At 68.5% G+C, this 16623-nt stretch carries 19 protein-coding genes; 10 read left to right on the forward strand and 9 right to left on the reverse strand.

Features of this window, described 5'->3' with window-relative positions; genetic code table 11:
- Positions 1-83: 83 nt before the first annotated feature.
- Complete coding sequence (gene gbd, locus AC1Q6P_RS20905; protein WP_171826346.1) at positions 84-1232, reverse strand: 4-hydroxybutyrate dehydrogenase; 1149 nt, start codon at positions 1230-1232, stop codon at positions 84-86.
- Between the two features lie 284 nt (positions 1233-1516).
- On the opposite strand from gbd, the gene AC1Q6P_RS20910 reads away from it, so the two are divergent.
- The 3 genes from AC1Q6P_RS20910 to AC1Q6P_RS20920 all read left to right on the forward strand — a co-directional run bounded on the left by AC1Q6P_RS20910 (position 1517) and on the right by AC1Q6P_RS20920 (position 4160).
- On the forward strand, positions 1517-2218 hold the full coding sequence (locus tag AC1Q6P_RS20910) for a PA4824 family protein (protein WP_492665865.1): 702 nt from the start codon (positions 1517-1519) through the stop codon (positions 2216-2218).
- Positions 2219-2312: 94 nt separating this feature from the next.
- Positions 2313-3230 carry an alpha/beta hydrolase gene (locus AC1Q6P_RS20915; RefSeq protein ID WP_171826442.1) on the forward strand — a complete coding sequence of 306 codons (918 nt, stop codon included), beginning with the start codon at positions 2313-2315 and terminating at the stop codon, positions 3228-3230.
- 72 nt (positions 3231-3302) lie between these two features.
- Positions 3303-4160 carry a YbgC/FadM family acyl-CoA thioesterase gene (locus AC1Q6P_RS20920; RefSeq protein WP_102766693.1) on the forward strand — a complete coding sequence of 286 codons (858 nt, stop codon included), beginning with the start codon at positions 3303-3305 and terminating at the stop codon, positions 4158-4160.
- Here AC1Q6P_RS20920 and AC1Q6P_RS20925 read toward each other — a convergent pair.
- Both AC1Q6P_RS20925 and ygfZ read right to left on the reverse strand, forming a co-directional pair.
- Positions 4147-4437, reverse strand: a complete 291-nt coding sequence (locus AC1Q6P_RS20925; RefSeq protein ID WP_492665864.1) for a DUF4936 family protein — start codon at positions 4435-4437, stop codon at positions 4147-4149. The genes AC1Q6P_RS20920 and AC1Q6P_RS20925 overlap by 14 nt on opposite strands.
- Before the next feature lie 8 nt (positions 4438-4445).
- Positions 4446-5381 (reverse strand): CAF17-like 4Fe-4S cluster assembly/insertion protein YgfZ, encoded by a 936-nt coding sequence (ygfZ, locus tag AC1Q6P_RS20930; RefSeq protein ID WP_492665863.1) that lies wholly within the window; start codon positions 5379-5381, stop codon positions 4446-4448.
- 93 nt (positions 5382-5474) lie between these two features.
- Here ygfZ and mltG point away from each other — a divergent pair, with 93 nt between their 5' ends.
- The 7 genes from mltG to AC1Q6P_RS20965 all read left to right on the forward strand — a co-directional run bounded on the left by mltG (position 5475) and on the right by AC1Q6P_RS20965 (position 10720).
- Positions 5475-6512, forward strand: a complete 1038-nt coding sequence (gene mltG, locus AC1Q6P_RS20935) for an endolytic transglycosylase MltG (protein ID WP_492665862.1) — start codon at positions 5475-5477, stop codon at positions 6510-6512.
- A gap of 42 nt (positions 6513-6554) precedes the next feature.
- The gene (tmk, locus tag AC1Q6P_RS20940; protein ID WP_492665861.1) at positions 6555-7184 is read left to right on the forward strand and encodes a dTMP kinase; all 630 of its coding nucleotides are present in this window, start codon (positions 6555-6557) and stop codon (positions 7182-7184) included.
- Complete coding sequence (gene holB, locus AC1Q6P_RS20945) at positions 7178-8239, forward strand: DNA polymerase III subunit delta' (protein ID WP_492665860.1); 1062 nt, start codon at positions 7178-7180, stop codon at positions 8237-8239. Before tmk ends, holB begins: the two co-directional genes overlap by 7 nt.
- A gap of 41 nt (positions 8240-8280) precedes the next feature.
- On the forward strand, positions 8281-8715 hold the full coding sequence (locus AC1Q6P_RS20950) for a PilZ domain-containing protein (protein WP_492665859.1): 435 nt from the start codon (positions 8281-8283) through the stop codon (positions 8713-8715).
- Positions 8716-8780: 65 nt separating this feature from the next.
- Complete coding sequence (locus tag AC1Q6P_RS20955) at positions 8781-9560, forward strand: TatD family hydrolase (RefSeq protein WP_492665858.1); 780 nt, start codon at positions 8781-8783, stop codon at positions 9558-9560.
- Positions 9561-9575: 15 nt separating this feature from the next.
- Positions 9576-10229, forward strand: a complete 654-nt coding sequence (locus AC1Q6P_RS20960; protein WP_492665867.1) for an ankyrin repeat domain-containing protein — start codon at positions 9576-9578, stop codon at positions 10227-10229.
- A gap of 251 nt (positions 10230-10480) precedes the next feature.
- Complete coding sequence (locus tag AC1Q6P_RS20965) at positions 10481-10720, forward strand: hypothetical protein (protein WP_102766686.1); 240 nt, start codon at positions 10481-10483, stop codon at positions 10718-10720.
- Between the two features lie 17 nt (positions 10721-10737).
- Here AC1Q6P_RS20965 and AC1Q6P_RS20970 read toward each other — a convergent pair whose 3' ends face one another.
- From AC1Q6P_RS20970 to AC1Q6P_RS20995, 6 genes are read right to left on the reverse strand one after another with little or no spacing between them, the layout of a single operon-like run.
- A complete protein-coding gene (locus AC1Q6P_RS20970; protein ID WP_492665857.1) occupies positions 10738-11472 on the reverse strand; it encodes a hypothetical protein in 735 nt (244 codons plus the stop codon).
- A 10-nt stretch (positions 11473-11482) separates the two neighbouring features.
- Positions 11483-13231, reverse strand: a complete 1749-nt coding sequence (locus AC1Q6P_RS20975; protein ID WP_492665856.1) for a putative porin — start codon at positions 13229-13231, stop codon at positions 11483-11485.
- Positions 13232-13266: 35 nt separating this feature from the next.
- Entirely contained in the window at positions 13267-13995 is a 729-nt protein-coding gene (locus AC1Q6P_RS20980; RefSeq protein WP_165794462.1) for a TonB C-terminal domain-containing protein, read from the reverse strand.
- A gap of 19 nt (positions 13996-14014) precedes the next feature.
- Complete coding sequence (locus AC1Q6P_RS20985; RefSeq protein ID WP_102766682.1) at positions 14015-14416, reverse strand: ExbD/TolR family protein; 402 nt, start codon at positions 14414-14416, stop codon at positions 14015-14017.
- A 31-nt stretch (positions 14417-14447) separates the two neighbouring features.
- Positions 14448-14858, reverse strand: coding sequence for an ExbD/TolR family protein (locus AC1Q6P_RS20990; RefSeq protein ID WP_102766681.1), 411 nt, complete (start codon positions 14856-14858; stop codon positions 14448-14450).
- A 24-nt stretch (positions 14859-14882) separates the two neighbouring features.
- A complete protein-coding gene (locus AC1Q6P_RS20995; protein WP_492665855.1) occupies positions 14883-16583 on the reverse strand; it encodes a DUF2341 domain-containing protein in 1701 nt (566 codons plus the stop codon).
- Positions 16584-16623: the final 40 nt, after the last annotated feature.

Raw genomic sequence — 16623 nt, forward strand, 5'->3', positions numbered from 1 at the left:
CCCCGGAACCATGAGCCCGGTGGCGGCACGGGCTGCAGGGCCTCACGAGCAAAACCAAAGGCTGCTTCGTGCCGAAACCCGCATCACAACGATGACGCCAACATGGCCAGATAGTCCTCCCGCGTAGCCAGGCGCGGGTTGCTGCGGTGGCAGTGGTCGGCCAGGGCACCAGTGACGACGCGTTCGAACATGCCCGGGTCCACGCCCAGTTCGGCCAGGCCCGCCGGCAGGCCCAGGCGCTGGTTCATGGCCAGCACGGCCTCGGCCAGCGTGTGGCCGGCGGGGTCGCAGTGGCCCAGACCCATGGCCTCGGCCATGCGCAGCAAACGCCATTCGGCCTGCATGCTGGGAGCGCTGGCGTTGAAGCGGATCACGGCGGGCAGCAGCAAGGCATTCAGGCAGCCGTGGTGCAGGCCGGGGTCCACGCTGGCCAGACCATGGCTGAGCGCGTGCACGCAGCCCAGGCCCTTCTGAAAGGCCATGCCGCCTTGCATGCTGCAGCTCATCATCTGCCAGCGTGCTTCACGGTCCTGGCCGTTGCGGGTGGCGCGCTCCAGATGCGACCAGCCGCGGCGCAAGCCATCGAGGGCGATGCCATCGGCCGGCGGGTTGACCGCGGCAGACATGAAAGTCTCCATGCAATGCGCGATCGCATCCATGCCGGTGGCAGCCGTCAGGCGCGGCGGCAGGCTCAGGGTCAGCTCGGGGTCGCACAAGGCCGCTCGCGGCATCAGTTCCTGGCTGTGAAAGCCCAGTTTGCGGCCATCCTCCACCGTGATCAATGCGCCGCGCGCGACCTCGCCGCCGGTGCCGGCGGTGGTGGGCACGGCGATCACCGGCGCCGTGGCCTTGCTGATGGACAGGCTGCCGCCTTCGATGGTGGCAAAAGCCTTGAGCGGCCCCGGATGGGTGGCGGCAATGGCCACGCCTTTGGCAAGGTCCATCGGTGAGCCGCCTCCAATGGCGATCAGGCCATCGCAATAGTGCTTTTTGTACTGCTCCACCGCGCGGCGCACCGCCGCTTCATTGGGGTTCGGGGGTGTCTGGTCGAACACGGGCGGCGGATGGGTGCCCCACGCTGCCAGAGCCCGCGTCAGCACCCCGGCAGCGCGGACCCCGCTGTCGCTGATCACCAGCGGGCGCAGCATGCCCACACGTTGACATTCCTGAGGCAAGAGCGCGGCGGCGCCGAACTCCAAATGCACCTGGGTCAGATATTGGATCAATGGCATGGCGGGCCTCCCTGGCTGCGCTGCAGGTGATCGTGTCCACCAGTGTGCGTCGAGGCAGGCCCATGGGCAAAGGCCTTTTGCCAACAGAGGTGAGAAAGTGATGCGCCTTTCGGCGGTGCACCCCATAAAGTTCACTGTGGGACGTCCGAAAAGCCGTTATTGCGCGCCGGTCGCTAGCGTCTGAGCGCGGCTTTCTTTCTGAGCCGAGATGCGCCCGCTCAAGTGGCGACGCCTCGTGTCACCCAGGGAGTAACTACATGCCACGCTGCCCCTACGTTTCTCGCATGGCTCGATGGCTGGCCTTGATCGGCCTTGTGCCGGCCGCCATGACCGTCCAGGCCGGGCGCCCACTGTCCAGCGATGACGCCGCCACCGCGCCAGTCGGCAGTTGTCAGCTCGAAGGCTGGGGCGAGAAAGCCGGATCCAGCCGGGCCTGGGTGCTGGCCCCGGCCTGCGGCCTGTCCGAAAGCCTGGAACTCGGTGGCGACTACAGCCGCCCTCAACCCCGCGATGAGATCCGGGGCGAAGCCAGCGTCGCCGTCAAGTGGGTGCCCAAGAGCTGGCAGGTCCCGACCGCCTGGGGTTCCTTGAGCTTTGGCCTCAAGGCCGGCCTGAGCTTCGAGCGCCCGGTGAGCAGCGGCTGGCGCCGCAGTGCCAGCGGTGTGCTTGGCCTGGCCACGCTGGCGATCAGCGAGGAGGCGGCGGTTCACCTCAACATCGGCCCGCACAAAGAGCGGGCCAGCGGCCAGACCGGCACCATGCTCAATCTCGCCGGTGTCTGGGTGCCCGATCCGCGCGCGCTGCTGTTTGCTGAGATCCAGACCAATGACCGCCGCGCCTTGCTAGGGACCACGGTGCGCACGGTGGGCGGCCTGTGGTGGCTGAGCCCGGACAAGCTGGGCCTCAGCCTCACCGCCAGCCGCCAGAGCGGCAGCTCGCAAACCTTGTGGACGGCAGGGTTTGGATGGTACGGCCTGGAGTTTTGAACCCTGCCCAGCGGGACAAGCCGCCAGGCCTGCGAAAATACCGGGTTAACCCCTGGAGCCCTTGTTGAGCCGCACCCACTTGTTGACGCCGCGCATGGCTGGCGTGCTGGAGAGAATCCATCGCGCCAAGCGACCGGCCTTTCACAGCCTGAGCCCCAAGCAGGCCCGCATCGCCTACCTGATGGGCGCTGAGATCCTGGACCTGCCGCGCGCGCCAGTGGCGCGGGTGGAGAACCTGCAGGTGCCCGGTGCCGAGGGCCCGCTGGCCGCCCGCCTGTACGCACCGCAGACACCCGATGAGGCCCGCCTGCCCGTGCTGCTCTACCTGCACGGCGGCGGTTTCACCATCGGCAGCATCGACACCCACGACAGCCTGTGCCGCCAGCTGGCCCTGCGCAGCGGCGCTGCCGTGCTCTCGCTCAACTACCGGCTGGCGCCCGAACATCGCTTCCCGGCCGCGGTGGATGATTGCTGGGCGGTGATGCGCTGGCTGGCGGAGAACGCCGGCAGCCTGGGCCTGGACGGCCGCCGCCTGGCCGTGGGCGGCGACAGCGCCGGGGGCACGCTGGCGGCGGTCTGCGCCCTGCATGCGCGCGACATCGGCCTGCCTCTGGCCCTGCAGCTGCTGATCACGCCGGGCACCACGGCCCATGCCGACACTGCCTCGCACAAGCTGTTTGCCAACGGTTTTCTGCTCGACGCAGCGTCCATCGCCTGGTTCTTCGACCACTACATCGACCACGCACACAAGCGCGACTGGCGCTTTGCGCCGCTCGAGGCGCCCGACCATAGCGATCTGGCTCCGGCCTGCGTGCTGCTGGCCGAATGCGACCCGCTGGTGGATGAAGGCATTGCCTATGCCGATCTGCTGCGCGCCAACGGCGGTCAGGTGCAGCTGGAGCTCTATCGCGGCGTGACCCATGATTTCATCAAGATGGGGCGTACGATCCCGGAAGCGCTGAACGCGCTGGACGCCTGCGGCCTGGCCCTGCGTGAGGCGCTCCAGTCTTGACGGCGCTCAGCGCCTGCCTCCCCGCCTGCGTCCGCATCGTCAACTGATTCACCACAGCCCCTCGCTCACCTCATGAAATTGCAAGACTTCCGATTCTTCGAGCCGCTGCGCGTGCGCTGGGGCGAGATCGATGCCCAGCAGGTGGTCTTCAACGCCCACTACCAGAACTACTTTGACGTGGCAGTGGGCGGCTACTGGCGCGGTCTGGCCTTGCCCTATATGGAAACCATGGACCAGCTGGGCGGCGATCTCTTCGTGCGCAAGGCCACGCTGGAGTACCTGGGATCGGCCCGTTATGACGACCAGCTCCGCATCGGCGTGCGCTGCGAACGCATCGGCCACAGCTCGCTGCAAATGCTTTGCGCCGTGTTCCGCGGCACCGAGCTGCTGGTGCATGGCGAGCTGATCTATGTATTCGCCGATCGCGCCAGCGCCTCACCGCGCGAAGTGCCGGCCGAGCTGCGCAGCCTGATCGAGGGCTTCGAGGCCGGCGAGCCGGTGGTGGAGGTGCGTGTGGGCAGTTGGGCCGAGCTGGGCGCCGAGGCCGGCGCCATCCGCCAGGCCGTGTTCGTCGATGAACAGAAGATCCCGGCCGAGATGGAATGGGACAGCGCCGACGAGAGCTGCGTTCATGCCGTGGCCTTCAACCGCTTCGGCCAGGCCCTGGCCACGGGGCGCCTGCTCGAGCATGTGCCGGGCGTGGCCAAGATCGGCCGCATGGCCGTGCTGCGCAGCATGCGCGGCAGCCGCATCGGCCGCGAGGTGCTGGAGGCCTTGATGCAGGCCGGCCGCCAGCGCGGCGAGCGTGAGGCGGTGCTGCATGCCCAGCTTTCGGCCGCGGGCTTCTACACCCGCGCCGGCTTTGTGCAGCGCGGTGCCGCCTTCGAGGAGGCCGGCATCGGCCATGTGGAGATGGTCAGAGCGCTGTGAACAGCTCGCGGTGGCGCAGGCCCTGAACAAACGGTGCCATCACCACCGCCACCCGCGCTTCCAGCGCGAGCGGCTCGGCGAGCCCCGGGCCGTAGATCTCCATCCAGGTGGGCAGGCTGATGTCGCTGTCCTGGCGCTGCATCACACGCAGCGCCTCGACCGCCTGACCCTCGGCCGCCAGTTCGGCACGCAGGGCCTGGAACGCCGCCAAGGCCGCGGATGCGTCGGCGGCGCGCAGGCGGTAGTAGACGAAGATTTCGGTGGCGGGCATGTGCATGGCCGCGCTCATTCCAGCGACTTCAGCTCGTAGGGCAGGGCGCGCGGCTGCAGGCGAGGGCCGTCCGGGCTGCCCAGATGCAGGCTGCCGCTCTCCAGGGCGGCGATCTTGGTTTCAGCCAGGATCAGGCTGCGGCCATCGTCGCGCACGGCGGCCAGGGCCACCAGGCCGGCCGGTTGACCCGGGTCTTCGCTGTGAAAGATCTCCTGGCCAGCTTGCGCCGCGCCTTGCAGCTCGTACAAAAATGTCCGGCGCTTGAGGGTGCCGCGGTACTGGCTGCGCGCCACCACCTCCTGGCCGGGGTAGCAGCCTTTCTTGAAGTTCACCCCGTCGAGCAGCTCGAGGTTGAGCATCTGCGGCACGAACTGCTCCTGCGTGGCCGCCTGCACCCAGGCCAGGCCGGCCAGCACCTCCAGCCAGGCCCAGTCCTGCGCGTTCAAAGTCGGCAGGGCCGACGCTGCCGCAGCGGCAGGCTGGATGCGCAACCAGCGGCTGTGGCTGGCCACATCCGGCAGGCGGATGCGTGCGCCCCCGCCGTCCTCGCCGCCCTCGCGGCTCAGGGCCCAACGCGCGCCGTCCTGCGGCGGCGCGATCTCGCCCCAGATCGCCCATTCGGCGCTGGCGTCGCTGAGCTTGCATTTGGCGCGCAGCACGAACATGGACAGGCGCTTGAGGATGGCCGGCAGCAGAGCGGCGGGCAGGGCCAGCAACACGTCATGCTCGCCTTCGCGCCAGCCCAGCAGGGTGGCCAGCAAACGGCCCTTGGCTGAGCAAAAACCCGCCAGACGGGCCTGATCCGGGCCCAGCAGGGCGAAATCCTGGGTCAGCTGGCTGTGCAAAAACTTGGCCGCATCTTCGCCTTGGGCGCGGATCACGCCCCAGTCGGTCAGGCGCAGCGCGGCAGAAGCGGGCAGGGAGAGGGTGGTTTCGGGCAAGGTCGTCATGCCCCCGATTATCATCAGCGCCCGAAACAGAGCGGCCGGGCAAGGGCATTGATGGCGAGCAGCAAGACAACAAGAGCAAAGCGGAACAAGGCCATGGGTGCCAAGGGCAGCGGCCGGCGAGGGCGCGGTGCTGGTCTGCTGACCTGGATCGTCGCCCTGTTGCTGCTGACCCTGCTGCTGGCCGGCGCCGCCGCCGCTGCAGCCTGGTGGTGGCTGCAAGCGCCCATGCAGCTGCGCCATCCGACGGTGGAGCTGTCCATCGAGGCCGGCAGCTCGCCGCGCGAAGTGGCGCAGGCCTGGGCGCAGGCCGGGGTGGCCGAAGACCCGCGCCTGCTCTACCAGTGGTTCCGCTGGTCCGGTCAGGCCCGCCAGATCCGCGCCGGCAGCTATGAAATCCACCAGGGCGCCACGCCGCGCGAACTGCTGGCCAAGATGGTCCGTGGCGACGAGGTGCTGGAGCAGCTGCGACTGATCGAGGGCTGGAATCTGCGCCAGCTGCGCGCCGCCCTGGCCCGCGCACCCTCGCTCAAGCAGCAGACCGCCGGCTGGACCGAGGCCGAGCTGATGGCCGCCCTGGGCGCGCCGGGCCAGGCCGCCGAAGGCCGCTTCTTCCCCGACACCTACGCCTACAGCCGCGGCGTCAGTGACCTGACCGTGCTCAAGCGGGCCTATGCCGCCATGCAGCGCCGTCTGTTCAGCGCCTGGGCCGGCCGCAGCGAGGGCCTGCCGCTCAAATCGCCGGAAGAAGCCCTGATCCTGGCCTCCATCGTCGAAAAGGAGACCGGCGCGCCGGCCGACCGGCAGCTGGTGGCCGCGGTCTTCATCAACCGCCTGCGCATCGGCATGCCGCTGCAGACCGACCCCACCGTGATCTACGGCCTGGGTGAGAAGTTCGACGGCAATTTGCGCAAGCGCGATCTGCAGACCGACACGCCCTTCAACACCTACACCCGCGGCGGCCTGCCGCCCACGCCCATCGCCATGCCCGGTGTCGCGTCCCTGCAAGCGGCCCTGCATCCGGCACCCAGCCGGGTGCTGTACTTTGTGGCACGCGGTGACGGCAGCAGCGAATTCAGCGAAGACCTGGCCGCGCATAATCGCGCGGTCAACAAATACCAGCGCGGGCGCTGATCTCAAAGCCGCCCCGAGAGAGAGAAAGAGAAGTTCCCGCCCGTGAGCCCTGTCGCCCCCACCACTGCCCGTTTCATCAGCTTTGAAGGCATCGATGGCGCCGGCAAGTCCACCCATATCGAGGCCCTGGGCGAGCGCCTGCGTCAGCGCGGCGCCGACGTCGTGCACACCCGCGAGCCCGGTGGCACCGAGCTGGCCGAGAGCCTGCGCGAGCTGATCCTGCACCGCGGCATGGACAGCCTGACCGAGGCGCTCCTGGTCTTCGCCGGCCGGCGCGACCACCTGCAGCGCGTCATCGAGCCGGCCTTGGCTGCCGGCAAGACCGTGCTCTGCGATCGCTTCACCGATGCCAGCTTTGCCTACCAGGGCGGTGGCCGCGGCATGGATCTGGCCGTGCTGGGCACGCTGGAGCAATGGGTGCAAGGCACCCGCCAGCCTGACCTGACCCTGTGGTTCGACCTGGACCCGGCCATTGCTGCGCAGCGCCGTGCTGCCGCGCGCGAGGCTGATCGTTTCGAGCAGCAGGACCTCGAGTTCTTCACCCGCGTGCGCGCCGGCTATGCCGCCCGCGCCGCGAGTGCGCCGCAGCGCTTTGCCCGCATCGACGCAGGCCTCTCGGTTCCTGAGGTGGTGGCACAGATCCACCAGCTGCTGGAGGCGCGAGGATGGTGAGCGAGGTCCTGAATGCCGCTGGCGAGGCCGGCAGCCAGCCGCTGCCCTGGTTGGCCGAGCCGCTGCGCCAGGCCCTGGCCACGGCGCGCTCCCATGCTTTGCTCGTGCAAGGGCCGGCCGGCGTCGGCCAGCTCGATCTGGCCTTGCTGCTGGCCCAGGCCTGGCTGTGTGAGGCGCCGCTGGAGGGTGGCTTTGCCTGCGGCCACTGCGCCAGCTGCAAGCTGCTGCATTCGCACACCCACCCTGACTTCATGCTGCTCCTGCCCGATGCCTTGCGCGAGCAGCTGGGCTGGGGCGGCGAGGCCGAGACCGGCCGCGACGGCGAGCCCAAGGCCAGCAAGACCAAGCCCAGCCGCGAGATCAAGATCGAGGCGGTGCGCCAGATGCTGTCCTTCGCCCAGGGCACCAGCTCACGCGGCCGTGCCAAGGTGGTGGTGGTCTATCCGGCCGAGGCGCTCAACACCGTGGCCGCCAATGCCCTGCTCAAGACCTTGGAAGAACCCAGCGGCAGCCTGCGCTTTGTGCTGGCCAGCAGCGCGCCGGAAAGCCTGCTGCCCACCATACGCAGTCGCTGCCAGCCCGTGCCCCTGGCCTTGCCGCCTGCCGGGCCCTGCCTGCAATGGCTGAAAACCCAGGGCGTGGAGTCGCCCGAGGTGCTGCTGGCCGCCGCCGGTGGCCGGCCTCAAGAGGCGCGCGATTGGTTCGAGGCCGGCCTGCGCGCCCAGGCCTGGACCCAGCTGCCCCAGCGCCTGGCCCGCGGTGAGGCCGCCGCCCTGGCGGACTGGTCACAGCCGCGTGCCATCGATGCGCTGCAGCGGCTCTGCCACGACCTGCTGCGCAGGGCTCACGGCGCGGCACCGAGCTACTTCCCGGCGGAGTCCCTGCCCAGCCCCAAGCTGGCCGGCCCCTTGCATGAGTGGGAGGCGGTGCTGCGCCGCGCCGCCCGCCATGCCGAGCATCCGCTCAATGCCGGCCTGTTGATGGAATCGCTGTTTGCTCAGGGGCAGCAGGCGCTGCAGGCGGCCTCGCGCAGCGGCACGGCGCGGCGCGGCTGAGCCTGCCATCGCCAGCGGCAGGCCTTCGCTACACTCGCGCCATGGACAATTCCTCAGCCAAACCCGCCCTGGGCGGCCTGACCACCTCGCTGGGCGCTGCGGCTGGTGCTGCGGCGCCGGCCGCGGCCAGCGCTGGCCCGCGCCCCAGCGTGATCCAGCTGGTGTTCCGCGAGAAAGGCGCGCTCTATGCGGCCTATATGCCGCAGTTCCTCGACGGCGGCTTGTTCGTGCCCACCACGCGGGAGTACCGCCTCGGTGAGGATGTCTACCTGCTGCTGGCCCTGCCCGAGGACAATCAGCGTTATCCCGTGGCCGGCAAGATCGCCTGGCTGACCCCGGCCAATGCGCCGGGCGGGCGCACGCAGGGCGTTGGTGTGCGTTTTCCTGCCGATGAGAAAAGCCGTTTGATCAAACTGCGCATTGAAGAAATCCTCGGCACCCAGATCTCCTCCTCCAAGCCGACGCAAACCATGTGAGCGGCGGGGCCTGGCCCCATGCTTTGCGTCCAGGTCTGCATTTCCGCTGTATTTCCTGCCTTCCCATGTTCATCGATTCCCACTGCCACCTGAGCTTTCCTGAGTTGAACGCCCGCCTGCCCGAGATCCTCGGTGAGATGGCGGTGGCGCAGGTGGAGCAGGCCATCTGCATCTGCACCACCATGGAAGAGTTCCCCAAGGTGGCGGCGCTGGCGGCCGAGCATCAGGTGCTCTGGGCCACGGTGGGCGTGCACCCGGACAACGAAGACGTGCACGAGCCCAGCGTTGACGAGCTGGTGGCCGGCGCCCAGGCCCCCAAGGTGGTGGCCATTGGTGAAACCGGCCTGGACTACTACCGCCTGAACGGCCGCAGCATCGAGCAGGACATGGAGTGGCAGCGCGAGCGCTTCCGCACCCATATTCGCGCCGCCCGCCAGGTGGGCAAGCCGCTGGTGATCCACACCCGCAGCAGCGCGGCCGACACCTTGCGAGTGCTGGACGAGGAGGGCGGAGAGCAGGCCGGCGGCGTGTTTCACTGCTTCACCGAAAGCCTCGAGGTGGCGCAAGCCGCCGTGGAGCGCGGTTACTACATCTCCTTCTCGGGCATCCTGAGTTTCAAGAACGCGCAGGACCTGCGCGATATGGCCAAGGTCCTGCCGATCGAGCGCCTGCTGATCGAGACCGACAGCCCCTATCTCGCCCCCGTGCCCTACCGCGGCCGTACCAACAGCCCCGCTTATGTGCCTCATGTGGCGGCCGCTCTGGCGGCGGTCAAAGGCATGAGCATCCCCGAGCTGGCGGCCCAGACCTCGGCCAACACGCGCCGCCTGTTCGGGCTGGTCTGAGCGAGCGTGCTGCAGATGGTCAAGCGCTGGGCTGGCTGGGTGCTGCTGCTGGCCGCACTGCAGGTGCCTGCCCTGGCCGCCCCAATCGATGACCTGGTCCTGGCCGCCGAACTCGACAACGGCCGCGAGATCATGACCCTGCTGGTGCGCGGCGTGGACCCCAATGCCAGCGACGGCCGTGGCCGCAATGCCCTGGAAGTGGCCTTGCGCGAGGGGTCCAGCCGCGCGCTGGACAGCTTGCTGAGCCACCCCGGCACCGATGTCAACCGTGCCAATGCCGCCGGCGAAACGCCGCTGATGCTGGCCGCCATCAAGGGCCGGCTCGATTGGGCCAAGAAGCTGGTGGCGCGCGGTGCGCAAATCAACAAGGAAGGCTGGACGCCGCTGCACTACGCCTGCAGCGGCCCGGACAAGGGCGTGGCCCTCTGGCTGCTGAGCCAGGGTGCCGTGCTGGATGCCCGCTCGCCGAACGGCAGCACGCCGCTGATGATGGCCTCGCGCTACGGCGCCATGGACCTGGCCGAGGCCTTGCTGGCCGCCGGCGCTGACCCCAGCTTGCGCAATGCCCAGGAGCTCTCGGCCCTGGAGTTTGCGCGTGCGGCCGAGCGCAACAAGCTCGTCGCTGCCTTGCAAAAGGCGCTCCAGCGCGTCTCGCCCAAAGCCCCTTGATGCCGCCGGCTGGCATGTTTTTCTGCTGTTTTTCAGGCCGCTGGGACGCGGTGTTCGCAGCAAGCACCTAGGAATTTGTCTGACAAGGACTTTGGGGCGCAGCCGACTGTGAGGCCGAGGCTCGGGCTTCTACAGTGGCATCCATGCTGAGACGCGAACGAAGCCCCTGAGGGGCCCGCAGCGACTCCCAACGCCACAAACCCACGGACACCCCAGCGCTTCGCGCGTCCGAACCGAGACGGAGCCCCATCATGATCAACGCCAAGCACCTGAACCTCAGCAGCCCCTTCGCCATGCTGATCGACCCCGAGCGCGTGGTCCGTGCCATGGAACATTCCGAACGCCTGAATCGCCTGCACAGCCGCGTCTACCGCCCGCTGGACAAGCCCCTGATCGCCAAGAGCGCGGTTGCCTCGGCCGACTTTGATCGCCAGATCGAAGAGGCCGCCGACGAAAGCGACGACGGCCTGGACGTGGTCGGCAGCTGCTGAATCGGCAGCAGCCCGGTTCAGGGCTGTGTTGCAGCGCTGGGTGCCGCCGCGGCAGGAGAACCCGCCGGACGGCCGCTCAGCAGCTCCAGACGCGCCAGCTCGGCGCGAAATTTCTCCGCCTCATCTTCCGCCCGCACCGCCTGCAAGCCCAGCACCGGATCGCCCAGCAGGGCTGAATCGATGCGTGCTCGGCCCAGGAATCGGCGCACCAGCTCATGCCCCAGCTCCTGCAGCTGGCGGTTCTTGAGCTCGGCCTCACTCAAGGCGCGGCTGCGCCCCTCCAGCAAAGCCACCAGGCCGAGATTGGCCTGCTCGCGCTCGCTCGCCAGCCGGCGTGCTTCCATCAGCTGGCTTTGCAATGCCTGAGCGCGTTCTTGCTCGGCGCCGTGCTCGCCGCGGGCCTGGGCCAGGCCCTGGCGCAATTGGTTCAGCTCTTCCTGAGCCGCGGTCAGCGCCTGCTCCCTGGCGCGCAACTTGGCGGCATGAGCGCCGATCTGCCCGCGCAGGGCGGCTGATTCCTTGCTGGCCTCGCTGGCGGCAGCCTCGGCCTTGGCCTTCTCGGCCTGCAGGCTGCTTTGCTGTTCCTGCGCGGCGCGCAGTGCGGATTGCGCGCGGCGCAAGGCCTCGCGTTCCTTGCTGGTCTTGCTGTCCTGCGCTTGTGCACCGGGGCTGAAGATCAGCAGGCCGGACAGGGCGGCCGCGACCAGCCGCGCAACCGGGGCCGGCTTGAATGGGTGATTCGGTGTGCGCATGATCGGGCGGTCAGAAGCGGGCATTGAGGTCGAGCTGGAACACATCGATGCGCAGCGGCGCACTGCTCAGATTGCCGCTCAGTGAGGCGGCATCACCGGGCACAGCCAGGTAGCGCACGCCGTCGTCGAGGTTGCGGGTGCTGGTCCAGCGCGCATTCATCCAGAAGCGCGTGTCCAGGGCATAGCTGCCGCCCAGGGACCAGCCTTTGTAATTGGTGCCGCCGAGATGCCAGGTGGTGTCGGTGAAGCCATCGACCCAAGCATCGCGCTCGACAAAACGGAAGGCGGCAAAAGCCTGCCAGTCGCCCCGTCGGGTCAGGGCCGCACGGCCGATCTGGGCCTTGGCCTGCAGGGCCTGGGTCTTGGCCAGCAGGCTGTTGGGCTTGTCGCGCGAGTCGCTGAGGCTGACGCCGGCGCGGGCCTGGATGTCGGCGAGGCTGAAACCGGTGTTCTTGATCCAGTCCATGCTCAGGGCCAGGCGGGTGGAGGCGAAGTTCTCCAGCGTCAGGCCTGCCGTGACATTGATGGGGCGGAACTTGGAGGCCAGGCCCCAGGTGGGCGCGGCCACGCTGATCGGGTCGTTCAGATTGATCAGCGTGTTGCCCTTGAGGCGAACCGAGCTCGGGTACTGTGAGCTGAAGTAGGCACCCGTGCCGGCGCGCGGGCCGCTGGGCGGCGGGCTGCTCTCGCGCTGGCCTTCGATATGGCGGAACTCGTAGGCCGCCAGACCCAGCTTGAGCTGGGCACCGCCGCCGAGCGAAATGTCGCCGCCAATCTGGCCGCCGAACAGCCATTTGTCGCGCGTGCTGCCGCTGAACTCTTCCAGCGGGAAGGCGCCCATGCTGGCAAAGACCGAGCGCTGCGGCGCGAAGCTGTGCTTGAGCTGGGCGGCCACGCCGTCGAAGGCCATGTCCTCTGGCCAGCTCAGGTCGCTGCTGTAAAAGGGGTTGGGCATGCGGCCGAAGTCGGCGGCCAGCTTGTTGTGGAACCACTCGGGCTGCCAGCGCAGCCAGGCGCGGTCCAGGCCGAGGGCATAACGGTTGAACTGATTGCCCAGGGTCTGCGAGGTGGAGGTGGGGCCACTGCTGCTGCCGCCGCTGCTCAGGCGCAGGCCGGTCTGCACCTGGTCGCTGAGCTTGGCGTCGACTTCCAGGCGGGCGCGCAGGGTCATGCGCTGGCGGTCCAGCGTGGTGTTGCTCAGGTCCGGCGCCCAGGCCGGCGAGCTGGTCTGGGCCCGGAAGATCTCGGCCGGCACATTGCTGTCGGCCATGTACTCCTTCTGCGCGCGGGCGCGCACATCGCCACCGACCCGCACGCGGCCCAGCCATTCGGGCAGGGCATCGGGCTCGCCCCAGCGCTCCCTGCGGGCCTGGGCCAGCACTTCGGTCTTGATCTCCTCGCGCATCTGCAGCCGGGTGCTCTCGGGCACATAGGGGATGCGCAAGACCTTGGCCGCCTCGGGCGCTGCGCTGGCGGCGGCGCTCGTGGCGACAGGTGCTGTGTGGGCTGCCTGGGCGCCGGCCTGCTCGGCCTGACGCTTGATCGCATCGGCGCGTTCGCGGGTCAGCAGGCCCTGGCTGACCAGGGCGTCGATCAAAGCCAGGGTGGTGGCCCGCAACTGGGCCAGCTGCTGGGCTTCGGACGAAGCCAGCACCGGTGCGGCCGTCTGGGCCTGTGCCGCAGGCAGGGCCAGCAAGGCGGCCAGCAGGCTGGCGCTCAAGCCCGCGGGGCCGGAGAAACGAAGTGAGGAGGGAGGCATGGTGGGGCTGTTGATAGACATCTTGGGTTGGAAGCTCAGGCGAGCGGTCGCACGCTGAGCTTGAATCGCATCGGTTGGGCCAGCGCGGTGGCCGGCGGCGGCGGCAGCTTGAACTGGCGCGAGGTTTCGTCGAGGGCGCTGCGCAGGGCCAGATCGCCCGCGCTGTCGCCGCTGGGTTGCAGCTCGAAGCGCTGGATGGCGCCGTCCTGGGCCAGCCAGATGGAGAAGGTGGCGGTCAGCTGTTCGGCCTCGGACTTGAGCCGGCGCTCGATCTCGTCGCGCAGCAGCTGGCGGGCCGTGTTGGCGTAGAAGCGCTCCTGCGCCCGATCGGACTGGGTACCGCCCGCACCCGCCGCTGGGGCGCCGGTGCTGGGCGCGCCGCCGGCATAGTCCTTGCTGACCGCGCCGGCACCAAAGGCGCTCGGGCCGTCGCCTGCAGCACCTTCCATCTTCAGCGGCTCGTTGGCGGCCTTGGGCGCCTCAGCCTGTTTGAGCGGCTCTTCGCGGGGCGCCTGCTTGCTTTCATCCTTGGGGGGCTCGGGCTTCTTCTCGTCCTTGGGCGGTGGCGGGGGCGGCGGCGGGGTGTTGGGCAGGATGGAGATCTTGGCCACCTGGCGCTGCGGCTTGTGGTCGTCGCTCTTCAGCGTCTTGACCACCACCAGCGTTCCGCCCACGAGGGCGATCAAGCCGGCGGCAATCAGGCCGCGAATCAGCCAGGCCCGGCCGGGCTTGTCATCGAGATGGTCTTCGGCGAGTCCGCTCATGGCTGGGTTCCCTTCTTCCTCAGTTACCGATGCGGGCCGTGACCAGGCCCATATTGACCTGCAGCTTGTTGCACAGGTCCACCACGGCGACCACATGCGCATACTGCGAACGCGCATCGCCCTTGATCGCCACCGACATCTGCGCGTCGCGCGCCTTGGCCTGCAGCAGGCCTTGCTCCAGCTCGTCTTCGCTGACGCTGGCGCCGTTCATCAGGAGCCGGCCCTCGGGCGTGATCTGCACGATCACCAGCTCGTGCTTCTCGACGCTGGGCTTGTTGCTGGGCTTGGGCATGCTGATGTTCAGGCCTTGCACCGAGGCGGTGGTCATCAGGATGAACACCACCAGCAGCACATAGGCCAGGTCCAGCATGGGCGTGACGTTGATGGTGTCGTAGGGTTTGACTTCGTTCTGAACTTGCATCTCGGGTGCTCCTGGCCAGGTCGGTCAAAGTTCAGCCGGCACTGCGCTTGGTGACAAGGCCGATCTCGGTGATGTCCAGCTTCTTGGCAATCTCAAGCACTTCCATCACCCGCTCGTACTGCGCTGCGGCGTCGGCCTTGAGCACCACCGGCAAGGCCGGATTGGCGCTCTTGTACTGGGCCAGGCTGCTGCTGAGCTGCTCCATGCTGACCGGGAAGGCATCCAGGTAGACAGCGCCATCGGCGGTGATGGTGATGGCGCGCGTTTGCGGCTTGGCCAGGTTGTTGGCCGCCTGGGTTTGCGGCGAGTTGACCCGCACGCCCTGTACCGAGGCGGTGGTCAGGATGATGAAGGTGACCAGCAGCACATAGGCCAGATCCAGCATCGGCGTGATGTTGATGTCGTCGTAGGGCTGGTTGTCGTTCTTGACGTCGGCGGCCATGGCTCAGTCTCCTGACCTCAGATTTCAGCGGGCACCGTAGAGTTCGGCCGCGCGGGTGATGAACTCGTCGATGAAGATCTGCATGTCCGAACTGGTGTTCTTGATGCGCGAGGCCAGGTAGTTGTAGGAAAACAGGGAGGGGATGGCCACGCCCAGGCCCGCCACCGTGGCCAGCAAGGCCGAGGCGATGCCGGGAGCGATGGCGTTCACATTGACGTCGCCGGCCTGCGCAATCGCGGCGAAGGTGATCATCACGCCCACCACCGTGCCCAGCAGGCCCAGGAAGGGGCCGCCCGAGATGGCGATGGTCAGCATCACCATGCCGCCGTTCAGGCGCGCGTTTTCGCGCACATAGTCGGCATCCACCGAGGCCTTGACCGCGTCCATGGACGCGCCGCTCAGCGGCGCTGCACCGTCCTGCCCAGCTTTGCGCTTGGCCAGCTCACGCACGCCGGCCTGGTAGAGGCGGAACAAGGGCGATTCGGCATGCGCGCCGCCTTGCTCCAGATGCAGCAGGTTGTCGGTGGCGTCGCGGAAGCGCTTGAGGAAGGCGCGATTCGCCTGATCGATGCGGCCCATCAGGAGGCCCTTGGCCACCGAGATCCAGATCGCGATCAGCAGCATCAGGCCGCAGATCACGATCACGACCCAGGCGTCGGCGGTCAGGTTCTTGATCAGGATGCCCATATAGCCGTGGCTCTCGCCCTCGGCTGCGGCGGCGTCTTCGCGCTGGGCGCTGAGCAGCTTGCCTTGGGCACCTTGCGCGCCGGCACTGATGGCCAGCCAGGCATTGCTGCGCGCGCTGGCCGAGATCTGCAGCTCATCGGCCAGGCCGCGGGCGCCGTCGCCCAGGCTCAGCGTGCTGCCCAGGCTGGGCAGGGCGGAGGCCGCGGCATCCGCGACCACCGCACCGTCTAGCAGCAGGGCTGCCTTGCCCGCGCCCACGCGCAGGCCCAGCTGGGTCCAGCGGCCCACCGTCAGCTCGCCACCGCGCAGCTCGCTGCCGCCGACCGAGGCGCGCAGCTGGCCGGCCTGCACCGCGATCTGCAGCCCGCCCCATTGCAGCAGCTTGGCCGAGGCCACATCGTCCAGCTTGACCCAGATGCTCAGGCTCAGCTGCGCGGCGTCCAGCAAGGGCTTGTCGGCCACCGGCAGCTGCACGGCACGGCCGTCGAGCTTGAGGCTGGCAGCCAGCAGGCCGTTGGGCTCCACCACCACGAGTCCAGCCTCGCGGCCCGGGCTGCCCAGGTGATCGGCGCCGGGCTTGGCGCTGTCGCTGAAATGAAAGGCCGACACCAGAGCCGCATCAAATCCGCCCGCGGGGCTGGCTTCGCCCGCGGCGACCTTGCTGTTGCCGGCGTAGACGTAGAACTGGTTCTTGTCGCTGCCCGGCAGCACGCTGGGGAGCTGCACCCAGAGCACGGCCAGCTCGTTGACGCTGTCAAAGCGCTCGAGGCTGAACTTCAGCGGCGTCTTGTCGTCGGCGGCCAGCACGCGCAGGTCCGAGCCGCCCTCCTTGGCCGAAGCAAAGTCGAAGTTGCCCGAGTGCAGGCGCACGGCCACCGGCACGGCCGAGGCGGCCTCCTGCGTGGCCAGGCCCTGGTCCGTGGTGTTGAGGGTGATGCGGGTGCGCTGCGTCCACTCGGCATTCCACCAGGCCTCGGAGGTGGCCGGCAGGGCCGCGCTCAGGGCCAGCAGCAGGGCGGGGATCAGATGGGTTTTCATGCGTTCGGTCCGATGTGTCATAACTCTCAAAAGGATCAGG

Source organism: Roseateles sp. GW835-FHT13E02 (genome assembly GCF_058794035.1).

Coding starts and splice junctions, on each gene's coding strand:
- gbd (WP_171826346.1), bottom strand. CDS start 1,232: ATGCCATTGATCCAATATCTGACCCAGGTGCATTTGGAGTTCGGCGCC.
- AC1Q6P_RS20910 (WP_492665865.1), top strand. CDS start 1,517: ATGGCTCGATGGCTGGCCTTGATCGGCCTTGTGCCGGCCGCCATGACC.
- AC1Q6P_RS20915 (WP_171826442.1), top strand. CDS start 2,313: ATGGCTGGCGTGCTGGAGAGAATCCATCGCGCCAAGCGACCGGCCTTT.
- AC1Q6P_RS20920 (WP_102766693.1), top strand. CDS start 3,303: ATGAAATTGCAAGACTTCCGATTCTTCGAGCCGCTGCGCGTGCGCTGG.
- AC1Q6P_RS20925 (WP_492665864.1), bottom strand. CDS start 4,437: ATGCACATGCCCGCCACCGAAATCTTCGTCTACTACCGCCTGCGCGCC.
- ygfZ (WP_492665863.1), bottom strand. CDS start 5,381: ATGACGACCTTGCCCGAAACCACCCTCTCCCTGCCCGCTTCTGCCGCG.
- mltG (WP_492665862.1), top strand. CDS start 5,475: ATGGGTGCCAAGGGCAGCGGCCGGCGAGGGCGCGGTGCTGGTCTGCTG.
- holB (WP_492665860.1), top strand. CDS start 7,178: ATGGTGAGCGAGGTCCTGAATGCCGCTGGCGAGGCCGGCAGCCAGCCG.
- AC1Q6P_RS20950 (WP_492665859.1), top strand. CDS start 8,281: ATGGACAATTCCTCAGCCAAACCCGCCCTGGGCGGCCTGACCACCTCG.
- AC1Q6P_RS20955 (WP_492665858.1), top strand. CDS start 8,781: ATGTTCATCGATTCCCACTGCCACCTGAGCTTTCCTGAGTTGAACGCC.
- AC1Q6P_RS20960 (WP_492665867.1), top strand. CDS start 9,576: ATGGTCAAGCGCTGGGCTGGCTGGGTGCTGCTGCTGGCCGCACTGCAG.
- AC1Q6P_RS20965 (WP_102766686.1), top strand. CDS start 10,481: ATGATCAACGCCAAGCACCTGAACCTCAGCAGCCCCTTCGCCATGCTG.
- AC1Q6P_RS20970 (WP_492665857.1), bottom strand. CDS start 11,472: ATGCGCACACCGAATCACCCATTCAAGCCGGCCCCGGTTGCGCGGCTG.
- AC1Q6P_RS20975 (WP_492665856.1), bottom strand. CDS start 13,231: ATGCCTCCCTCCTCACTTCGTTTCTCCGGCCCCGCGGGCTTGAGCGCC.
- AC1Q6P_RS20980 (WP_165794462.1), bottom strand. CDS start 13,995: ATGAGCGGACTCGCCGAAGACCATCTCGATGACAAGCCCGGCCGGGCC.
- AC1Q6P_RS20985 (WP_102766682.1), bottom strand. CDS start 14,416: ATGCAAGTTCAGAACGAAGTCAAACCCTACGACACCATCAACGTCACG.
- AC1Q6P_RS20990 (WP_102766681.1), bottom strand. CDS start 14,858: ATGGCCGCCGACGTCAAGAACGACAACCAGCCCTACGACGACATCAAC.
- AC1Q6P_RS20995 (WP_492665855.1), bottom strand. CDS start 16,583: ATGAAAACCCATCTGATCCCCGCCCTGCTGCTGGCCCTGAGCGCGGCC.